Source organism: Streptomyces dysideae (genome assembly GCF_001514305.1).
Taxonomy (GTDB): Bacteria; Actinomycetota; Actinomycetes; order Streptomycetales; family Streptomycetaceae; genus Streptomyces; species Streptomyces dysideae.
The window spans coordinates 210,543-227,913 of record NZ_KQ949084.1 but is presented as its reverse complement, the minus strand read 5'-3'; the positions used below and the strand labels follow the sequence as shown (position 1 = coordinate 227,913).

The following is a 17,371-nucleotide window of genomic DNA, read 5'->3' as shown; positions in this document are numbered from 1 at the left end:
CGACGACGCAGCTGCTGGGCGAGTTGCCGGACGAGGAGGAGTCCACGGCTGTCGCCCTGGGGCTGCTCGACCAGGCCGGACAGGAACGGTCGCGGCGGAAACCGAGGTGCATCCACGGTCGACGAGCCGGCCGATTCCGGCCGATGCCCTTGGCGTCCGTGAAGTCGGCGAACTGCCCTGGTTGGTGCAGTTCCGGGTGTGCTGGGGTCTGGAGGGTGGATGCGCCGGACCTCGTCCTGGGCGTATGCAGACGAGGTGGCGGTCGTCGTGCCTCAAGCGGCGGTGTGCAGTTTCGCGGCGGTGGCGGCGGTGATGTCGTGGTGGGTGACACCGGGGGCGGTTTCGACAAGGACCAGGCCGTGGTCGGTGACGTCGATGACGCCCAGGTCGGTGATGACGCGGTGGACGCAGGCCTGGCCCGTGAGGGGCAGGGTGCACTCGTCGAGGATCTTGGGGCTGCTGTCCTTGGCGGTGTGATCCATGAGGACGATGACGCGGCGGGCGCCCTGGACGAGATCCATGGCACCGCCCATGCCCTTGATCATCTTTCCGGGGATCATCCAGTTGGCGAGGTCGCCGGTCGCGGAGACCTGCATGGCACCGAGCACGGCGGTGTCGATGTGGCCGCCGCGGATCATTCCGAAGGACAGGGCGGAGTCGAAGAAGGCTGCTCCCGGGAGCACGGTGTCAGGGAGGCCGGCCCGGCGGAGTGGGATGTGGCGGCCGATGGCGCGCATCGGGGTGGTCGTCGGCGAGCAGGTCGCCGCGCGTGGCCCTCGGCGCCGATCATTTAGGGGATGACCGAGTTGGCCGGGTGCCTGTGGCACATCGGTGGCGGTCACCGTCGCTCCCGCCCGGGCCGGAGCCTCCACCGTGCCCTGCCCACGCGCGGCCCCGGTGACGACCTCGGCCTGCTCTCCGCCGCGCGGTTCACGGGCGCGTTCGCGGGCGCGTACGGGCGCGAGGGACGGCCACCGGTGCGGCACCGGGTACCACGGTGTTGGCGACGGTGCCGATGCCCTCGACGGTGAGGGTGACCGTGTCGCCGGGCTTGAGCGGTGGCGGGTCCTGGCGGCCGCGTACGCCCCAGAGTTCGGCGAGGCAGCCGCCGTTGCCGCAGGTGCCGGAGCCGAGTACGTCGCCGGGGCGTACCCGGGTGCCGCGGGAGGCGTAGGCGGTCATCTCCTCGAAGGTCCAGCTCATGTTGGACAGCAGGTCCTTGCCGACGACCTCGCCGTTGATCTCGGCGGTCAGCGCCAGGCGCAGGAATCCGTCGCTGTCGCGGTAGGGCTCCAGCTCGTCTGCGGTGACGAGGTAGGGGCCGAGGGTGGTGGCGGTGTCCTTGCCCTTGCAGGGGCCGAGGCTGACCTGCATCTCGCGGGACTGGAGGTCGCGGGCGGACCAGTCGTTGTAGATGGTGTAGCCGATGATGTGGTCGCGGGCCTGCTCGGGGGTGAGGTCGCGGCCCTCGCGGCCGATGACCGCGGCGACTTCGAGTTCGAAGTCCAGCACCTGGCTGCCGGGCGGCACGGGGACGTCGTCGTGAGCGCCGATGACCGCGTAGGGGTTGGTGAAGTAGAAGGTGGGCGCGTCGTACCAGGCGTCCGGGGCGCCCGAGACTCCGTCGATGCTGCGCCGTACACCCTCGACGTGCTCCTCGAACGTGACGAAGTCGCGTACGGACGGTGGTTGGAGCGGCGGCAGCAGTCGCACCTGTGAGACGTGCGGGCCGCGCGGCACGTCCAGGCTTGCGTTACCCGCCTCGCGCAGTGCCTCGGGACCCGCCTGGATCAGGTCGAGAAGCGTCCCCGTGCCGGGGCAGGGGTAGAGGGCGCCGTCGTCCTCGACGGTGGCGAGACGGCTGCGGCCGTGCTGTTCGTACGTGGCGAAGCGCATGGCATTCCTAGGGAGCTGGGTGGGTTGACACAGGCCGGGGGCGCGGCGGCCTGGCAGGGCGGGGGAGTGCGCCGAGCCCCCGGAGTCAAGGGGTCAGACCGGCGGAGCGACGAAGACGCCGCGGTCGACGTCGTTGAGCATTTCCTTGGCGACCATCTCGTTCATCGGGTTGGACGTGCCCCACTGGTCGCCGTTCTCGGGCTTCGTCAGGTCGTAGATGTGCGGGTGCCAGGTGTCCTCGTCCAGCTTTTCGAGCTCGGTGGTGTACTCCACGGTGTTGCCGTGCGGGTCGAGGAAGTACGTGAAGGTGTTGTCGCCCGCCATGTGCCGCCCGGGGCCCCAGATCTTGCGGGCGCCGGAGCGCATCACGCGGCCGGAGCCGCGCATGTACTCGTCGATGCCGCGCATCTCGAAGGAGAGGTGCTGCAGGGAGGTGTGCGGGCCGCTGGCAATGGCCATGGAGTGGTGCTGGCTGCTGATCCGCATGAAGTGCATGACCTCGCCCATGTGCGGCAAGGCCATCGTGTCGGACAGCCGGAAGTCGAGGTGCTGCTCGTACCAGGCGCGGGTGGCGTTGATGTCGGGGGAGTTCAGGACGACGTGCGAGAGACGGACCGGGATGGACTCCTTCTCCTCGATACGACGGTGCCGGCGCGCCTCGACGTCGGCCGAGACCTCGATGGTGCGGCCGTCGATGTCGAAGAAGCGGAAGCCGTAGCCGCCGCCGGGGGTGTCGACCTTGCCCGGCTGGGAGATCAACTGCACTCCACCCGCGAGGAGTTGCTCGGCGAGCGTGTCCACGTCGGCGGGGTTCGCGGCGCCGTAGGAGATGAGGTCGAGACGCTTCTCCTCGGCCTTGCGGAGCCGGACGATGTACTGCTCGGGGGAGCCCTCGGCGGCCAGGAAGGAGATGCCGGAGTCCTCGGCGACCTTGGTCAGGCCCCAGACGCCGGCGTAGAAGTCGAGCTGCTTGTCGTAGTCCGGCACGGCCAGGTCGACGTGCCGCAGGTGGGTGAGCAGACGTGTGCTCATGGTGGGGGTTCTCCTCTGTGAGGTTCAGACGGTTCCGACAAGGCGGAGCAGCGCTGCCGCGTTGCCGCCGCGTACGGCGTGGAAGTCGGGGGCGGGCAGGTCCGTGACGTCGCGCAGAGCACCGAGCGGGTCGTCGGTGCCCATGTCGAAGGGGAAGTCGGAGCCGAGCAGTACCCGGTCGGGGCCGGCCACCCGGATCAGCTCGCGCAGGACGTCCGGGTCGTGGACGAGGGAGTCGAAGTACAGCTGCTTGAGGTAGCTGCTGGGCGGGTGCGCGCAGCCGCGGGTGTCGGTGCGGGCGAGCCAGGCGTGGTCGGAGCGGCCGATGTGGGTGGGCAGATAGCCGCCGCCGTGGGCGGCGACGATGCGCAACCCCGGGTGCCGGTCCAGGACTCCGGAGAAGATCAGATGGGACAGGGCGACGGCGTTCTCGGTCGGTTGGCCGACGGTGTTGGACAGGTACCACCGGTTGAGGCGTTCGTCGAGCGTGCAGCCGAAGGGGTGCAGGAAGAGGATCGCGCCGGTTTCCTCGGCCCGTGTCCAGAACGGTTCGTATGCGGGGTCCGACAGTTCGCGTCCCGGTGCGTGGCTGGAGATCTCGACACCGCGCAGGCCCAGGCCAAGGGCGTGTTCGAGGGCTTCGACGGCGAGGGCCGGGTGCTGGAGCGGGACGAGGCCGAGGCCGTGCAGCCGCTGCGGGGCCTGGGCCACGTGCGCGGCGGTGCCCTCGTTGGCCAGTTCCCACACCGTACGGGCCAGGTCCTCGTCGGCCCAGTAGTGGTAGTGCGAGGGAGAGGGCGAGACCATCTGGACGTCGACCCCGGAGGCGTCCATCGCGGCGAGCCGGGCCTTGACGTCGGTCAGTTTCGGGAAGCGGTCGCGGAACATCGGGCCGCTGACGGCGATGGCCTCGGGACCGTTGCGGCGGGCGTCGAGATCGCGGGCCGCGGCCAGCCCGGGGTGTCCGGCGACGGCGTCCTCGACCTGAGGGAGCAGGACGTGCGCGTGGACGTCGATCGTGGGTGCGCCGTTCTGGGAGCTCACGGGGTTCACGGGGTCTCCTGCAGGGCGGACATCGTGCGGCTCATCAGACCGGGTGCGTCGGCGTCACGGGCGCCGTCCATCTGCCACTGACCGAGTTGCACGGATGCTTCGACCACCATGCGGACACGGTTGATCCGGCGTTCGTAGAAGTCGGTCAGCAGGGCGTCGAGGGAACTCCAGTCCTGCTCCTCGCTCAGCATCTCGGCCAGTACGGAGGCGTCCTCCAGCGACATGGCCGCGCCCTGGGCGATCGTGGGGGGACAGACGTGGGCCGCGTCACCGATCAGGACGACCCTGCCGCGGTGCCAGGAACCCTCGACGAGCAGCCGGTCGAACCAGGTGTAGTTGACCTTGGCGGGGTCGGTGATGCTCGCGGCGATCTCCGGCCACGCACCCCCGTAGGGCGCGGCCAGGCGGCGCATCTCGTCCGCGTACGAGGCCGGGTCGATGGAGGCGCGGTCGCGGTTGGCCTCGACGAGGTAGGCGTAGATGGTGTTCTTGCTGGTGGGGCAGTAGCCGGCGATATAGCAGGGTCCGCCGTAGGACAGCTGCATGCGCTCCACGCCCTCGGGGCGGGGCACGGGGACGCGCCAGATGGCCATGCCGGTCGGTTCGGGTTTGTCGCTGATGCCGATCATCGCGCGCGTGTGGGAGCCGACGCCGTCGGCGGCGATGACCAGGTCGTAGCGGCCCTCGGTGCCGTCGCTGAACCGGGCGGTGACGCCGGACGCGTCCTGGACCAGTTCCTCGGCGGTGGTGCCCAGGCGTACCGTCGCGTCACTCTCGACGACGGCCTCACACAGAATCTCCTGGAGCCGGGGCCGCTGCATGCCGAAGATCGGGGGCAGGTCGTCCCCACCGGTGCGGATGTCCTGCTGGACATGGAACACGGTCCCGTCGGGCGCGGCCAGGCCGACGGCGTCGACGGCGTAGCCGCTCTCCCGGACCTTGTCCCATACGCCCACTTCGCGCAGCACGCGCAGCGCGTTGCCCTGGAGGGTGATGCCGGAGCCGAGCACGTTCCAGTCGGGTTTGGCCTCGATCAGTTCCACGGCGATGCCCGCCCGCCGCAGCAGCACGGTCACGGCGTTGCCGGACGCGCCGCCGCCTATGACGAGGACGGTGCGGGGACGAGGGTCGTTCATGGGTTCTCCCTGAGATGGTGCCACGCGACTTCGAGCGGCAGAGGGGGTGTTGCGGGCCGGGCGGGCGAGGGTGGCGTAGCCGTCCGGGCGCGGCTCGCCCGGCCGTCCAGGGCGTTACTTGACGGCGATGGGATTCACCGGTGAGCCGACGGAACCGGTGATGGGCAGTGGCGCGGCGGTGAGCCAGAACTCGTACCGGCCGTCGGCGGCGCAATGTGCGGCGAGGGCGTCGAGGTCCCACATCTCACCGATGAGCAGACCGATGTGGGGGATGGCGACCTGGTGCAGCGGCTGGAAGGCGTGGTCGAACTCGTTGGGCCGCACCTCGAAGCCCCAGGTGTCGGTGGCGATCCCGGCGATCTCGCTCCGGTGCAGCCAGCCGGCCGTGCTGAAGCTCAGCCCCGGCGCCGGCCCGCCCGCGTAGTCGCCCCAGCCTTCGTGGCGGGCGCGGGCCAGCCGCCCGGTGCGCACGAGGACCAGGTCGCCACGACCGACGGTCACGCCGTGCGAGGCGGCGGTTTCGGTCAGGTGCTCCTCGGTGATGGCGAAGCCGTCGGGCAGTTCGCCGTCCTGGCCGATGACCAAGCCCACATCAAGGAGGACGCCCCGCCCGGCGACGTGCGAAGCCATGTGCTCGATACCGGTGACCAGGTCGCCTTCGCAGGTGACGACCTTCTCCGCCGGACGGCCGTTCCACGCCTTGCCGTGATCGAAGATGTGCCCGAGCCCGTCCCATTGGGTGGAGCACTGCAGGGGCATGGCGATCACGTCGTCGGCGCCACCGAAACCGTGCGGGAAGCCCTGGCCGCCCAGAGCGGCGTCGGTGCCGGTGGCGAGCATCGTGTGCACCGGGTTCGTACGCCGCCGCCAGCCTTTCTGCGGGCCGTCCATGTCGAAGGCCTGTGACAAGGAGAAGCTGACGCCGTCGCGGATCAGGGCCGCGCCCTCGCGGCGCTTGGCCTCGTCGAGGAAGTTGAGCGTGCCGAGCACGTCGTCCTCGCCCCAGCGGCCCCAGTTCGAGTACGCCTTGGCGGCCTCGGCGATCGCCGCCTCGGGATCCGTACGATCGATATCCGTACGGCCGATGTGATCGGCGCTCATCGGGCCTCCTCCGCGACACAGCGGGTGCGCTGGGCGCCGAGCCCGGTGACCGAGCCGTCCATCACGTCGCCGTCGCGCAGCAGCCGGCCCCAGTGAATGCCGTTGCCGGCCGGGCTGCCGGTCAGAACCAGGTCGCCGGGGAGCAGTCGGGCGGTCTGGGAGATGTACGAGATCAACCGTGCGACGCCGAAGATCATGTCGTTGGTGGACTCGTCCTGCATGGTCTCGCCGTTGAGTTTCAGGGTGACCTGCAGGTCGGACGGGTCGGCGATGGAGCCGGCGGGGACGATCCACGGGCCGAGCGGGGTGAAGCCGGGGGCGTTCTTGCTGCGCAGCCAGTCGGTGCCGATCGGAGGCATGTCCCGGCGGAAGACGGTCGCGCGGTCGGTCAGGTCGTTGGCGATGGTGTAGCCCGCGACGTACTCCAGCGCCTCCTCCACGGTGACCCGGTAGGCGGGGCGGGAGATCACCGCGGCCAGTTCCAGCTCCCAGTCGGGCTTCTCGGCCCGGGCGGGCAGCACCACGTCGTCGTAGGGACCGCTGATCGTGGTCGGCAGGCCGATGAAGACGTACGGGAGGTCCTCGGCGGCCCGCTTGTCCATGACCGCCGCGACCTCGGCGCGGGCCTCCTCGACGGTGCGCGGGTCGTCCGGGGCGCGGTGTGCGACCGCCAGGTCGATCACGTGCTGCCGGTAGTTGGCGCCCGACTGGAAGATCTGCCGGGGCTCGACGGGCGCGTGCACCCGCAGGTCATCGAGCGACAGCCACGCGCCGGCCCGATCCGCCGCGAGAGCGTGCAGGCGGGGCAACGTCTCGTCCCAGCGCTCCAGGAGCGCAAGGGTCGTCAGCGCGGGTTCACCCAGTGCCGTGCGCAGGTCGAGCCCCCGGCCGTCCGGCGCCACGAGGCCGGGGAACGCGGCTCCGCCCGAGGCGGAGAGAGTGCCGATGGCGAAAGGGCCCGAGAAGGGTGCGAATGGTGCCGACGCGGCTGCGGATTTCACGGAGATGTCCTCCCGATTGCGGTCCCACTAATCTGGCCCGTAGATTGCAATCAGGGAAATCGATTTCATCTATATAAGAATCCAGCCGGTGAATACTGATGTCGGCTCCGGAATTGGGATGCTTCGTGAACTTGGCCAGCCTGGACCTCAACCTCGTCGTTGCCCTGCGCGCCCTCCTGCAGGAGCGCAACGTCACCAGGGCCGGCCAGCGCATCGGGCTCAGTCAGCCCGCGATGAGCGCGGCCCTGGCCCGGCTGCGCCGCCACTTCGACGACGACCTGCTCGCCCGGGTGGGCGGAGGGTACGAACTGACCGCCCTCGGGCGGGCCCTCCTCGACCGGACCGCCACCGCATGCGACCTGCTGGAGCGCGTCTTCGCCAGTCAGGCCGAATTCGACCCCTCCCGCGAGGAACATGAGTTCACGCTGATCGCCTCGGACTACGCGGTTGCCGTATTCGGCACCGAACTCGCCCGCACCGTCCAAGCCGAGGCACCAGGAATCCGGCTCAGGTTCAAACAGGTACCGAACGAAATCATCGACGACACCGGGTCGCTGCTCAGCACCGTGGACGGGCTACTGCTGCCCCACGGCATCATTCGAGGCTTCCCCATGGTCGAGCTCTACCAGGACAGCTGGGTCTTCCTCGTCGCGGACGACAACCCCGAGGTCGGCGAGCAGCTCACCCTCGACGACCTGGCCCGGCTGCCGTGGGTGACGTACCAACGAGCCTACGATGCCCCCGCCGCCCGCCAGATTGCCATGCTCGGCATCGAGCCGCGCGTGGCGGTCTCCGTCGACAGTTTCCAGCTGATGCCACTTTTGGTCGCAGGCACGCGCCGGGTAGCTCTCCTTCAGAGGCGTCTCGCCGACGAGCTGGACGGAGTCGCACCCGTCCGCATCATGGAACCGCCCTATGACGCCGTGCCGATCCAGCAGGCGTTGTGGTGGCATCCGGTCCACATGCACGACGCGGCGCACATGTGGCTGCGGGAGACGACGGCTCGGGTCGCCGAGATGATGGAGGCCGGTCGGCCTACGACCTCCCGTCCGCCGAAATGATGAGCGTAGGAAGGCGAGCCAGTCGGCGCCGTCCTTGGCGGTGGCGACGCCGATGCCGCGGATCTCGCGGTGGCCGTCGGCGTTGACGCCGACCGCGATCAGGGCGTGGACGTTGATGATGCGGCCGCCCTCGCGGACCTTCTGGGCCAGCGCGTCCACCCAGACGAACGCATATGGCCCGGCGTCGAGCGGCCTGCGGGCCACACGATTGCTAAAGATCAGCCGATCAGTCCGCTGCTAACGCAACATGGAATCCGGAGGTCCACCAGGACTCACTGCTAACGGAGCGGCTCAACCTACATCGGCCGCGCTTCAGCGCTGTTTCTGTCCCACATTCGGGCCGATCAGGCGTCGTGTCCCTGGAGGTAGCGGAGCCAGGTGCCCCTGTCGGCGGTCCTGGGCGGGGGCGGGCCGGGCTTGCGGTGGCTCCGCCGGGGCCTGCGCCGCTCCTGGTGCTCGACGACGAGCCAGACCACGGGCAGCAGCACCAGCCACAGCAGCGTCACGACCACCGGGCCGGTGCCCGTTTCGTAGCCGACGATGCCCGCCGGCACGGAGGCCAGCACGGCGCCCATGGTCCAACGCCCCCACATGGCCACCGAGCGGGGCAGCGACCGCTGCCGTGCGTGACGTACCGCCATGACTCCCGCGTAGCCGCCGTAGCCTCCGACGGCCAGCAGGTCGAGCCCGGCGGCGGTCTGGATCTCGGGCAGGCCGTCCGGGGTGTCGCCGGACTCCTGGGTGGCCCCGTCCTTGGTGACGGCGGTCGTGTAATCGCGCCACACGGTCACCGTGACGTGGTCGCCCTTGTGCAGCCGCGTCAGCAACGGCTCCTCGTCGCCCATGTCGAGTTCCGCGGGGACCGGGGGCGGGCCGTCGAGCTTGAGCAGATACAGCTGGCTGCGGCCCTCGTTCTCGATCACCTTCCCCCGCACCGTCGCGGGGTACGTGTGCAGGCAGTCGGCCGGGGCGGACGCCGGGAGGACGCACGGCCGGGCGGCACGGAAGGCCCGCACCTCGTCCACCAAGTCCGGCACCGTGGCCAGGGCGGCAACGCCTGCCACGCCGGCCAGGACGGCCAACGGCACCACGCACATCCCCAGGGCCCGGCGCCACGACGCACGCCGACGCCGCCGCACCTCCGCTCTCCTGCTCCTGGTCACCGGGCCTCCTCTCCCTCGGCGCGTGTGTTCGCGGTGGGAGATATTGAGCCACAGTGCGGGTCCGGCAGGTAGGCGGGAGCGCAGCACGGTTCCGCGAGCGTGATGGTGGCTACTGCACGCCCGGGTTGAAGGGGGCACACCGTAATGAGCGGACCGGCCGGGCCACAATCAGACGTCAATCTCCGTCATGTCCGGATATTCATGGGCGTCCCTGGACGTCAGCCCAACAGATGGGCGTTGGGCGCCTTCGCCCGCCCCTCGTACTCCGGCAGCACCACCACATCGACCCCCTGCCCCACCAACAGCCCAGCGCCATCGGCCCCTTCCACGAACGTGTCCGGCTCCCGCCAAGCCGTCACCACCCTCCGCACCCCCGCCTCCACGATCAGCCGCGCACACGGCGCCGGCCGGGACGCCCGTCGCGCGCACGGCTCCAGGCTGCTGTACACCGTCGCCGACGCCAGCCGCGGATCCCCCGCGTCGATCTTCGCCAGTGCCGCCTCCTCCGCGTGCGTCACGAGGTCGTCGCCCTCCCGGGAGTAGCCGCGGGCCAGCTCCGTCCCGTCGGCCGCCACCACCACCGCCCCGACGCTGAACGCCGTGCGCGACGGCGGGCACAGTTCCGCCAGTTCACACGCGAGCGCCAGCCAGTGCCGGTCCGCGGCGGAGACCAGGCCCCCCTCGCCCGGCGCCGTCGGCTGGTAGCGCATCAGCACGACGTCCTCGATCCGCCGCGTCTCCAGCAGCCGCAGCCGGCCGCCCTGGTAGCCGCCGGGCCCGAACAGCCGAGGCGCCTTCCCGTCCCCCACGAACAGCGGCGCCAGCACCAGCTGCAGTTCGTCCGCCAGGCCCTGCTGGAGCAGCTGGGTGTGGATCCGTCCTCCGCCTTCCACCATCAGGCGTTCCACCCCGCGTGCCTCGGCCAGGTCCGACAGCAGGCGCCGCCAGTCCAGGTCCGCGCCCAGTGCGACCACGTCCGCGTCGACCGGCGTCCGCCGCAGCCGCTCGGCGCCCCGGTCCGTCGTGTAGACGACCTTCGCGCCGCCGGTGTGCCAGAACCGGGCCTCCGGGTCCAGCTCGCCCGTCGCGCTGACCGTGACCTTCAGGGGGTACTCCGGCTTGCCTGCCGCCACTCGCGCGGCCCGCCGTTCCGGTGAGTTCACCAGCAGGCGGGGGTTGTCGGCGCGGATCGTACCGGCGCCGATCAGGATCGCGTCGACGGACGCCCGTACCTCGTCGACCCGGTCGAAGTCGGCGGGGCTGGAGAGGAGCAGGCGCTCGGGGGTGGTGTCGTCCAGGTAGCCGTCCAGGGAGACGGCTGCGGACAGCAGGACGTAGGGGTACGGCATCGGCGCGGTCTCCGGATGATTGGCTGACACGGCGGGCTTGGTTCAAGTTTGAAACAAAACTACACTGGGTGCATGACGACTCGCTGGCTCACCCCCAAGGAGCAACGCGCCTGGCGCGCGTACGTGGCCGCGACCTCCCTCGTCGAGGACGCGATCGACCGGCAGCTCCAGCAGGACGCCGGGATGCCGCACCTGTACTACTCCGTCCTGGCCATGCTCTCCGAGGCCCCGGAGCGGCGCCTGCGCATGACCGATCTCGCCGAGGTCCTGAAGATCACGCGCAGCCGGCTGACGTACGCCGTGGCCCGGCTGGAGAAGGACGGCATGGTGCGGCGCGAGGCCTGCCAGTACGACAAGCGGGGCAGCCTCGCCATCCTCACGGACGAGGGGATGGCCACGCTGGAGCGGGCGGCGCCCGGTCATGTCGATACCGTGCGCGCCTCGCTGTTCGACCAGCTCAGCGAGGAGCAGGTGGAGCAGCTGGAGGCGATCTGCTCGGAGATCGCCCGGGGTCTGCAGGGGGATGAGCGGGCCGCGGCCGACGAGGTTCCGTGGCGGCGGCGCGCGTCCCAGCCGTCCGTCAGCGGCTGTACCTGACCTGCACGTGACCCGAGTCGCAAAGCTGTTGCTTCAAAATTCAAGCATGGGGTAGGGTCCGACCGAAGGATCTGCTTCAAATCTGAAGCAGATAGGTATGGCACCCGAAGACCCGGAGACCCGCATGACCGACTTCCCCGCCGCCACGCAGCGCTCCCGCGTCCGGGTCCCGCTGCGCTTCCACGACGGCTACAGCGTCGACACCGAACTCGTCACCTTCCACGGCCTCACCGACGGCCAGGAGCACGTGGCCGTCGTCCTCGGCGACCCGGCCCCCGGCACCACCCCGCTGGTCCGGATGCACTCCGAGTGCCTCACCGGTGACGTCTTCGGCTCGGCCCGCTGCGACTGCGGCCCCCAGCTGCGCGAGGCCGTCGAGCGCATCGCCGAACGCGGCGGCGTGCTGCTGTACCTCCGGCAGGAGGGGCGGGGCATCGGCCTCTACAACAAGCTCGACGCGTACGCCCTCCAGGACCAGGGCCTCGACACATACGCCGCCAACGCCGCCCTCGGCCTCCCCGAGGACGCACGCGACTACACCGCCGCCGCCCAGATGCTGCGCGCCCTCGGCATCGGCGAGCTGGACCTGCTCTCCAACAACCCCGACAAGGCGGGCCAGTTGCGCGACCTCGGCATCGAGGTGCGGGACCGGATCCCGACCGGTGTCTTCGCCACCCCGGACAACGTCCGCTACCTGCGCGCCAAGGTGCTCCAGACCCAGCACACCCTGCCCCTGGGCGACCTCGCCGGCCTCAGCGTCGGATAACCGGAGGTGTAGCGGGCTACACCTCCACTCGGGAACCCACTCCCTCGTGGCGGCCGCCGCCGGACGGAATCGTGAAGGGCGAGACCTTACGTCTCCCGTTTCTTCTCCTTCCTGATTCCTTCCGCCGGTTCGGCCGCTCTCGTGGAGGTGTATCCCGCCATGGCAACTGTCCCCTTTCATCTGGGCCGTATGGCCTTCCGGTCGGCCTTGTGAACGCGGAAGGGGCGGGCGTCCGTTGCCGGACGCCCGCCCCAACCCCCTTGTGAGGCTTGGCCCTACTGCGCGACCTTCTCGATCTCCAGCACGCCGACGCCCACGGACGTCCCGCGCGCGTTCACCAGGCGGGCCTCACCGACGAGTTCCCGGCCCTCGGTGACGTTCAACGCGGCCGTGGCCTGGGCGGAGACGGTGGTGGAGGCGCCCGTGCCGAGCTTCACCGGCGCCGGCTCGTCGACGGTGACCGAGCCGAGCGCGGGGGCGAAGAACACATCCCGGTAGTCGTACTCGACCGAGCCCGACGGCACCCCGAAGCCGAACACCTCGACGGTGTACGTCCCGGCGGCCGGGTTGGCCAGGGACACGGACTCCTCGGAGTCGGCGTCCGCGGACTGCCCGGCGACGGCGCCTTTGGCGTCGTACACCACCAGGTCGAGGTCGGTGGCCTGGTCCGTGACTCCGCCGATGGCGACGTCCAGCGACGTGGCGCCCTCGGGCACCTCGATCGTGGTCGTCCGCGTCTCGTCCTGCTTGATGGCCGGCCGCGTGGTCTTCGAGGAGCCGAGCGCGCCGCCCGCCAGCTTGCCGTCCACGGCCGCGAACTGGTTGGTCACCTTCCAGGACGCGGCGACCGGCGTGCCGACCTTGGCCTCGGGAATCGTCACGGCCTCCGGGTCGAAGGCCGCGCCGAGCACGGTGACGTCCACCTTGTACGGGTTGTCGAGCAGCTGCGTGAGACGGGACCCCTGGACGACGATCTCCCAGACACCGGGCAGCGGGTCCGCGTACGCGGCCACGCCGGGCGTCTTGTTGGCGTCGTCGGGGCCGTCGTCGGCGCGGGGAAGGCCGTACGGGTGGAGGGCCGTGATGGTCGCCCTGCTGCCCTGCGCCAGTCCACCGAGCGCGACCTCCAGGGTCTTGGCGCCCTCGGGGACGGTCACGAAGTACGACTTGTAGCCGTTGCGCTGCACCGAACCCGAGGCCGCGAAGGTGAGCGGAGCCGGCGTGGTGACCACGACCGTCGCCATGATCTGCTCGTCGACGCCCAGGGTCTTCGGGTCGTCGGCGACCAGGATCGCGCTCTTGATGCCCGCGTGCTTGGCCTCGGCCCGCACCTTGACGGTGACCGGCTGGTTCAGCGGCAGGTTCACCCGGGTCGGGCCGACGATCGAGAAGGTGCGGGCCTTGTTGTTCTTCAGGCTCAACACGTGCGGCACCGACCCCTCGGGGCCCGACGTACGGGTGATGGTGACGTCGTACGTCTTCTTCTGCCCGGCCTTCAGGCCGCCCTCACGGTCGTAGAGGCCGGTGCCGAAGCCCGGCGTCTTCAGGAACTGGTCGAGCACGGTGTGGACGGGCGCCTTGACGGCGTAGTCGTGGGCGCTCGCACCGGCCTGGACGGCCTTCCACGCGGCGCTGACGTCGATGAGGCCGGAGCCCTCCTCGTACGCCTGAAGTCCCTCGACATGGCGGGCGGTTGTGGTCAGCGCGGCGCGCAGCTTCGCGGGCGTCAGGTCGATGCCCTTCTGCTTCGCGGCGCTCAGCAGCAGCGCGCTCGCACCCGCGGTCTGCGGGGCGGCCATCGAGGTGCCGTTGTACATGGCGTAGCCGGCCGGCAGCTTGTAGCCCGCCTCGGCGATCGGACGCTCGCCGAACAGCCAGGTCGGGATCGTGTTGACCGAGGAGCCGGGCGCGATGACGGTCGGGGTGAAGCCGCCGTCCTCACGCGGGCCGCGCGAGGAGAAGTTGAACAGGCCGTACTTCTTCTCCACCTCCGCGCCGTAGTTGGCGGCCCAGGTCTCCTTGGAGACAGCCGCGCCGACCGAGACGACCTTGTCGGCCAGGCCCGGGTCGCCGATGGTGTTGGCGCCGGGGCCGGAGTTGCCGGCGGAGAGGACCAGCTGGACGCCGTAGGTGTCGATGAGGCGGTTGTAGAGCTCGACGGTGGCGTTGTTGCCGTCGTTCAGGCCCGGGAGGCCGCCGATCGACATGTTGACGACGTCGACACCGCGGTTCACGACGAGGTCGATCATGCCCTCGGTGAGTCCGACGTTGGTGCAGCTGGTGGCGGTGTTGCAGGCCCGGGACGACACGATCTTCGCGCCCGGGGCGGCGCCGTCCATCTTCCCGCCGAACAGGCCGCTGGCGGCGGTGATGCCGGCGACGTGCGTGCCGTGGTCGATGGTGACGACGCCGATGTTGACGAAGTCGGACTTCCTGCCGACCCAGTCGCCGCCCAGCGGGTCCATCGGGACGTCCGTGCGGATCGACACGACGAAGGGCTGGCGCTCGGCGACCTGGGTGGACGGGTCGTCGGTCCCGAAGTACCCGATCTGGTACCCGTCCTTGTACGGCTTCATCGGCTCGTCGTCGGTGAAGTCGCCGTTGTCGTTCACGTCGACGGTGACCGTGCCGGCCGCGGCGTCGTACAGCACGCCCCAGTCGTCACCGGTGTCCCCGTCGCGGTTGACGTCGCCCTTGGCCTGGCCGGCCACGGTGGCGGACTCCCGGAAGACGTTGATCCGGTAGTCGCCCTCGGGGGTCTTCCAGCTCTGGCCGCCGTAGGTGAAGGCGGGCCCGGAGACGGAGGTGAGCATCGCCCGCCAGGTGTTGTCGCCGTCGATGACCGGGTCGGTGGAGCTGACCCAGTCGACGATCTTCCGCTCGCCGGTGGTGGTCTTCTGCAGCGCCGGGTGGGCGAGGTCGACACCGGAGTCGAGGACGCCGATGGTGATACCGCGCCCGTCCGCCTTCGGGTTCTGCTGCACGAAGTCGACGGCGCCGGTCTCGGCCGAGGGGTTGTACGGGTTCTTGGCGGGGGTGTTCTCGTCGGGGGCGGGGTAGGTGCCCGCGGACGCCTTGGAACCGGCGCCGGCGGTCTCGACGCCCGGCTCCTCCAGGGGTATCTCGTCGCGCAGGTCGATGCCGTGCACGGAGGAGAGCCTGACGGCGGCGGCGATGGCAGAGTCCGCCTTCCCGGTCGGGACGGTGGCACGGACGTAGCCGAGCTTGTCGTAGGTACGGCCGACAGAGCCGCCCTTGACCGCGTCCAGCTGCTGGGCGACCTTCTCGGTCTGCCCCGGGGCGGTCGCGATCATCATCGTGACGTTCTTCTCGCGGCCGGCCTTGGCCTCGGCGAGCAGATCGGCGTCGTCCGAACCGAGCTTGTCGTGCGCGGACTTGGGGGAGATGGAGGAGGGGGAGGAGGGGGTGTCCGATCCCTGGTCCGCCGCGAGGGCGAGGGGTATGGACCCGCCCGCGGAGAGCGCGGCGACGAGTCCGGCGGCCACGGCGATACGGGCGGCGCGTCTTGAGCCCGATATCCGGGCAGGGTGGGGGGCATGGGTGATCCCTGGTGCTGAAGGTACGTAGGCGCGACGGCCGACTCGGTCACCTTCGACCGTCACAGTCCGGAATGTGATCCCGGATGATCGCCAAGCTTTCCCCAACGGGCCCTATTTTGTTGAGAGTTACCCAACCGCAGATCAAAAGTGGCGTGAACCCGCCATGCGTCACAGGGGACTTATGGGTGTGGACTATCGCGAAACGATGAGCAGAGCAAGGGGACAGAAGACGAGGGCCGCGTTCGCATCTCAAGGTGCCTGGCCTCACGCACGGTGGGCGTACCATTAAGTGCCCATGGAAGATAATTCTCCGGAAGATGACTGATGGCCGACCTGAAGCTGCTGTACCAGGAGCTGATCCGCCTGGAGATCCAGATGTGGGGCGGCATCGACGCCCGGCTGCGCGCCGAGTTCGACCTGCCGCTCACCTCTTTCGAGGTGCTGCATCTGGTCGCGCGGCGGCAGGGACCGCGGATCCAGGACATCGCGGATGAGTTCGGGATCACGGTGGGCGGCACGAGCAAGGTGGTGGACCGGCTGGAGAGAGACGGCTGGTGTGCGCGGCGGCCCAACCCGAACGACCGGCGTTCTTCCGTCGTTGAACTGACGCCCGCGGGGCAGCACGTGGTGGATGAGGCGATGAAGGTCTTCGAGGAGGAGCTGGAGCTGCGGATCGGGTCCGTCATTCCTGAGGACTCGGTGCGCGAGGTCACCGAGGCTCTCGCTGCGATGCGTGCCGCCGGGCGTGCCCTGGATGAGGAGCGGAAGGCTGCCGGGCAGGGACCGGCGCCGGCGATGCGGGGGCCGAAGGAGTCCGGTCGGTCGGCGCCGTGAGCGGGTGAGGGAACACGGTTCCGGGCCGGGGCGTCGAGGGACGCCCCGGCCCGGAACCGTGCTGCGGGGGAAAGCCGTGGTGGATCAGTCGGCGATGCCGGCGAAGGCGATGACCTTGTCGACGCGGGCGCGCACGAGGAGGTTTCCGGGGCCGCCGTTGCGGGCGGCGTACTCCTCGGTGCGGGCGGTGCCCATGTAGCGGGCGCCGAGGCGTCCCGGAATCCTGCGAGAACTCGACGCGGTCGGTTACCCCGGACTGGTCCGCATCCTGACCAAGTCACCCGTCGTGACCCGCGACATCGACCTGCTCACCAGCCTGCCCCGGGCCGAGGTCGGCATGACCGTCACCACCACCGACGACAAGGTCAGCCGCTGGCTGGAGGTCCGCGCCCCGCTGGCCTCCCGCCGTCTGCGCACCCTCGCCGAACTCCGCGGCGCCGGCATCCCCACCTTCGCCTTCGTCGGACCGCTCCTGCCGCACTTCGCCACCCAGCCGGAACTCCTGGACCACCTCTTCGGGCAGCTCGTCGAGGCGGGCATCGGCGAAGTCTTCATGGAGCACATCAACCTCAAGCGCTACATCCGCGAACGCATGGACCAGGTGCTCGCCGACGAACCCGCCGAGGTACGCGAGGCATATGTCCAGGCCCGCAGCGAGGAACACCGCGAACAGTTGGACGCCATCGTCGCGTCCCTCCTGGCCAGGCACGGCCTGCGGCTGCGCTTCGACGAGGTCGTCTACCACGACGACGTCGACAAACTGCCGCGGACGGCGACGCGACCGGCGTGATCGCACGGCCACACGCACGGGCCCGAAAAACG

Annotated in this window: 15 protein-coding genes and 2 pseudogenes; 5 read left to right on the top strand and 12 right to left on the bottom strand. The window is 70.1% G+C overall.

Features of this window, described 5'->3' with window-relative positions; genetic code table 11:
• Positions 1 to 272: 272 nt before the first annotated feature.
• From AQJ91_RS57800 to AQJ91_RS18685, 7 genes are all read right to left on the bottom strand, one after another.
• Positions 273 to 986: a CoA-transferase gene (locus AQJ91_RS57800; protein ID WP_324618010.1), complete on the bottom strand. Its 714-nt coding sequence runs from the start codon at positions 984 to 986 to the stop codon at positions 273 to 275.
• Positions 931 to 1,896, bottom strand: coding sequence for a fumarylacetoacetate hydrolase family protein (locus AQJ91_RS18710; protein ID WP_067022509.1), 966 nt, complete (start codon positions 1,894 to 1,896; stop codon positions 931 to 933). Before AQJ91_RS18710 ends, AQJ91_RS57800 begins: the two co-directional genes overlap by 56 nt.
• Before the next feature lie 93 nt (positions 1,897 to 1,989).
• A complete protein-coding gene (locus tag AQJ91_RS18705) occupies positions 1,990 to 2,928 on the bottom strand; it encodes a VOC family protein (RefSeq protein ID WP_067022507.1) in 939 nt (312 codons plus the stop codon).
• 24 nt (positions 2,929 to 2,952) lie between these two features.
• Positions 2,953 to 3,981 (bottom strand): amidohydrolase family protein, encoded by a 1,029-nt coding sequence (locus AQJ91_RS18700; protein ID WP_234382501.1) that lies wholly within the window; start codon positions 3,979 to 3,981, stop codon positions 2,953 to 2,955.
• The gene (locus AQJ91_RS18695; RefSeq protein ID WP_067022505.1) at positions 3,978 to 5,117 is read right to left on the bottom strand and encodes an FAD-dependent oxidoreductase; all 1,140 of its coding nucleotides are present in this window, start codon (positions 5,115 to 5,117) and stop codon (positions 3,978 to 3,980) included. Before AQJ91_RS18695 ends, AQJ91_RS18700 begins: the two co-directional genes overlap by 4 nt.
• Positions 5,118 to 5,231: 114 nt before the next feature.
• Entirely contained in the window at positions 5,232 to 6,218 is a 987-nt protein-coding gene (locus tag AQJ91_RS18690) for a cyclase family protein (protein ID WP_067022503.1), read from the bottom strand.
• A complete protein-coding gene (locus AQJ91_RS18685; RefSeq protein ID WP_067022501.1) occupies positions 6,215 to 7,225 on the bottom strand; it encodes a fumarylacetoacetate hydrolase family protein in 1,011 nt (336 codons plus the stop codon). Before AQJ91_RS18685 ends, AQJ91_RS18690 begins: the two co-directional genes overlap by 4 nt.
• 119 nt (positions 7,226 to 7,344) lie before the next feature.
• On the opposite strand from AQJ91_RS18685, the gene AQJ91_RS18680 reads away from it, so the two are divergent.
• Entirely contained in the window at positions 7,345 to 8,280 is a 936-nt protein-coding gene (locus tag AQJ91_RS18680) for a LysR family transcriptional regulator (RefSeq protein WP_067022499.1), read from the top strand.
• Here AQJ91_RS18680 and AQJ91_RS49585 read toward each other — a convergent pair.
• The 3 genes and pseudogenes from AQJ91_RS49585 to AQJ91_RS18670 form a co-directional block, all read right to left on the bottom strand.
• Positions 8,281 to 8,475 (bottom strand): annotated as a pseudogene (locus AQJ91_RS49585) (transposase); the annotation flags it as partial.
• Positions 8,476 to 8,624: 149 nt separating this feature from the next.
• Complete coding sequence (locus tag AQJ91_RS18675) at positions 8,625 to 9,443, bottom strand: hypothetical protein (RefSeq protein ID WP_067022497.1); 819 nt, start codon at positions 9,441 to 9,443, stop codon at positions 8,625 to 8,627.
• 218 nt (positions 9,444 to 9,661) lie between these two features.
• Positions 9,662 to 10,792, bottom strand: coding sequence for a dihydrofolate reductase family protein (locus AQJ91_RS18670; RefSeq protein WP_067022495.1), 1,131 nt, complete (start codon positions 10,790 to 10,792; stop codon positions 9,662 to 9,664).
• Positions 10,793 to 10,864: 72 nt separating this feature from the next.
• On the opposite strand from AQJ91_RS18670, the gene AQJ91_RS18665 reads away from it, so the two are divergent.
• Entirely contained in the window at positions 10,865 to 11,389 is a 525-nt protein-coding gene (locus AQJ91_RS18665; protein ID WP_067022493.1) for a MarR family winged helix-turn-helix transcriptional regulator, read from the top strand.
• 124 nt (positions 11,390 to 11,513) lie between these two features.
• The gene (locus tag AQJ91_RS18660) at positions 11,514 to 12,155 is read left to right on the top strand and encodes a GTP cyclohydrolase II (protein ID WP_067022627.1); all 642 of its coding nucleotides are present in this window, start codon (positions 11,514 to 11,516) and stop codon (positions 12,153 to 12,155) included.
• Positions 12,156 to 12,430: 275 nt separating this feature from the next.
• Here the strand turns inward: AQJ91_RS18660 and AQJ91_RS18655 are convergent, their stop codons facing one another.
• The gene (locus AQJ91_RS18655; RefSeq protein WP_067022623.1) at positions 12,431 to 15,721 is read right to left on the bottom strand and encodes a S8 family serine peptidase; all 3,291 of its coding nucleotides are present in this window, start codon (positions 15,719 to 15,721) and stop codon (positions 12,431 to 12,433) included.
• A gap of 318 nt (positions 15,722 to 16,039) precedes the next feature.
• On the opposite strand from AQJ91_RS18655, the gene AQJ91_RS18650 reads away from it, so the two are divergent.
• Positions 16,040 to 16,549 (top strand): MarR family winged helix-turn-helix transcriptional regulator, encoded by a 510-nt coding sequence (locus tag AQJ91_RS18650; protein WP_067022491.1) that lies wholly within the window; start codon positions 16,040 to 16,042, stop codon positions 16,547 to 16,549.
• A gap of 84 nt (positions 16,550 to 16,633) precedes the next feature.
• On the opposite strand, the pseudogene AQJ91_RS18645 reads toward AQJ91_RS18650, so the two are convergent.
• A pseudogene (locus AQJ91_RS18645) lies at positions 16,634 to 16,765 on the bottom strand (PPOX class F420-dependent enzyme); the annotation flags it as partial.
• A 70-nt stretch (positions 16,766 to 16,835) separates the two neighbouring features.
• Between AQJ91_RS18645 and AQJ91_RS18640 the strand changes: the two are divergent.
• The gene (locus AQJ91_RS18640) at positions 16,836 to 17,339 is read left to right on the top strand and encodes a radical SAM family protein (protein ID WP_234382495.1); all 504 of its coding nucleotides are present in this window, start codon (positions 16,836 to 16,838) and stop codon (positions 17,337 to 17,339) included.
• The last annotated feature ends 32 nt before the right edge of the window (positions 17,340 to 17,371 follow it).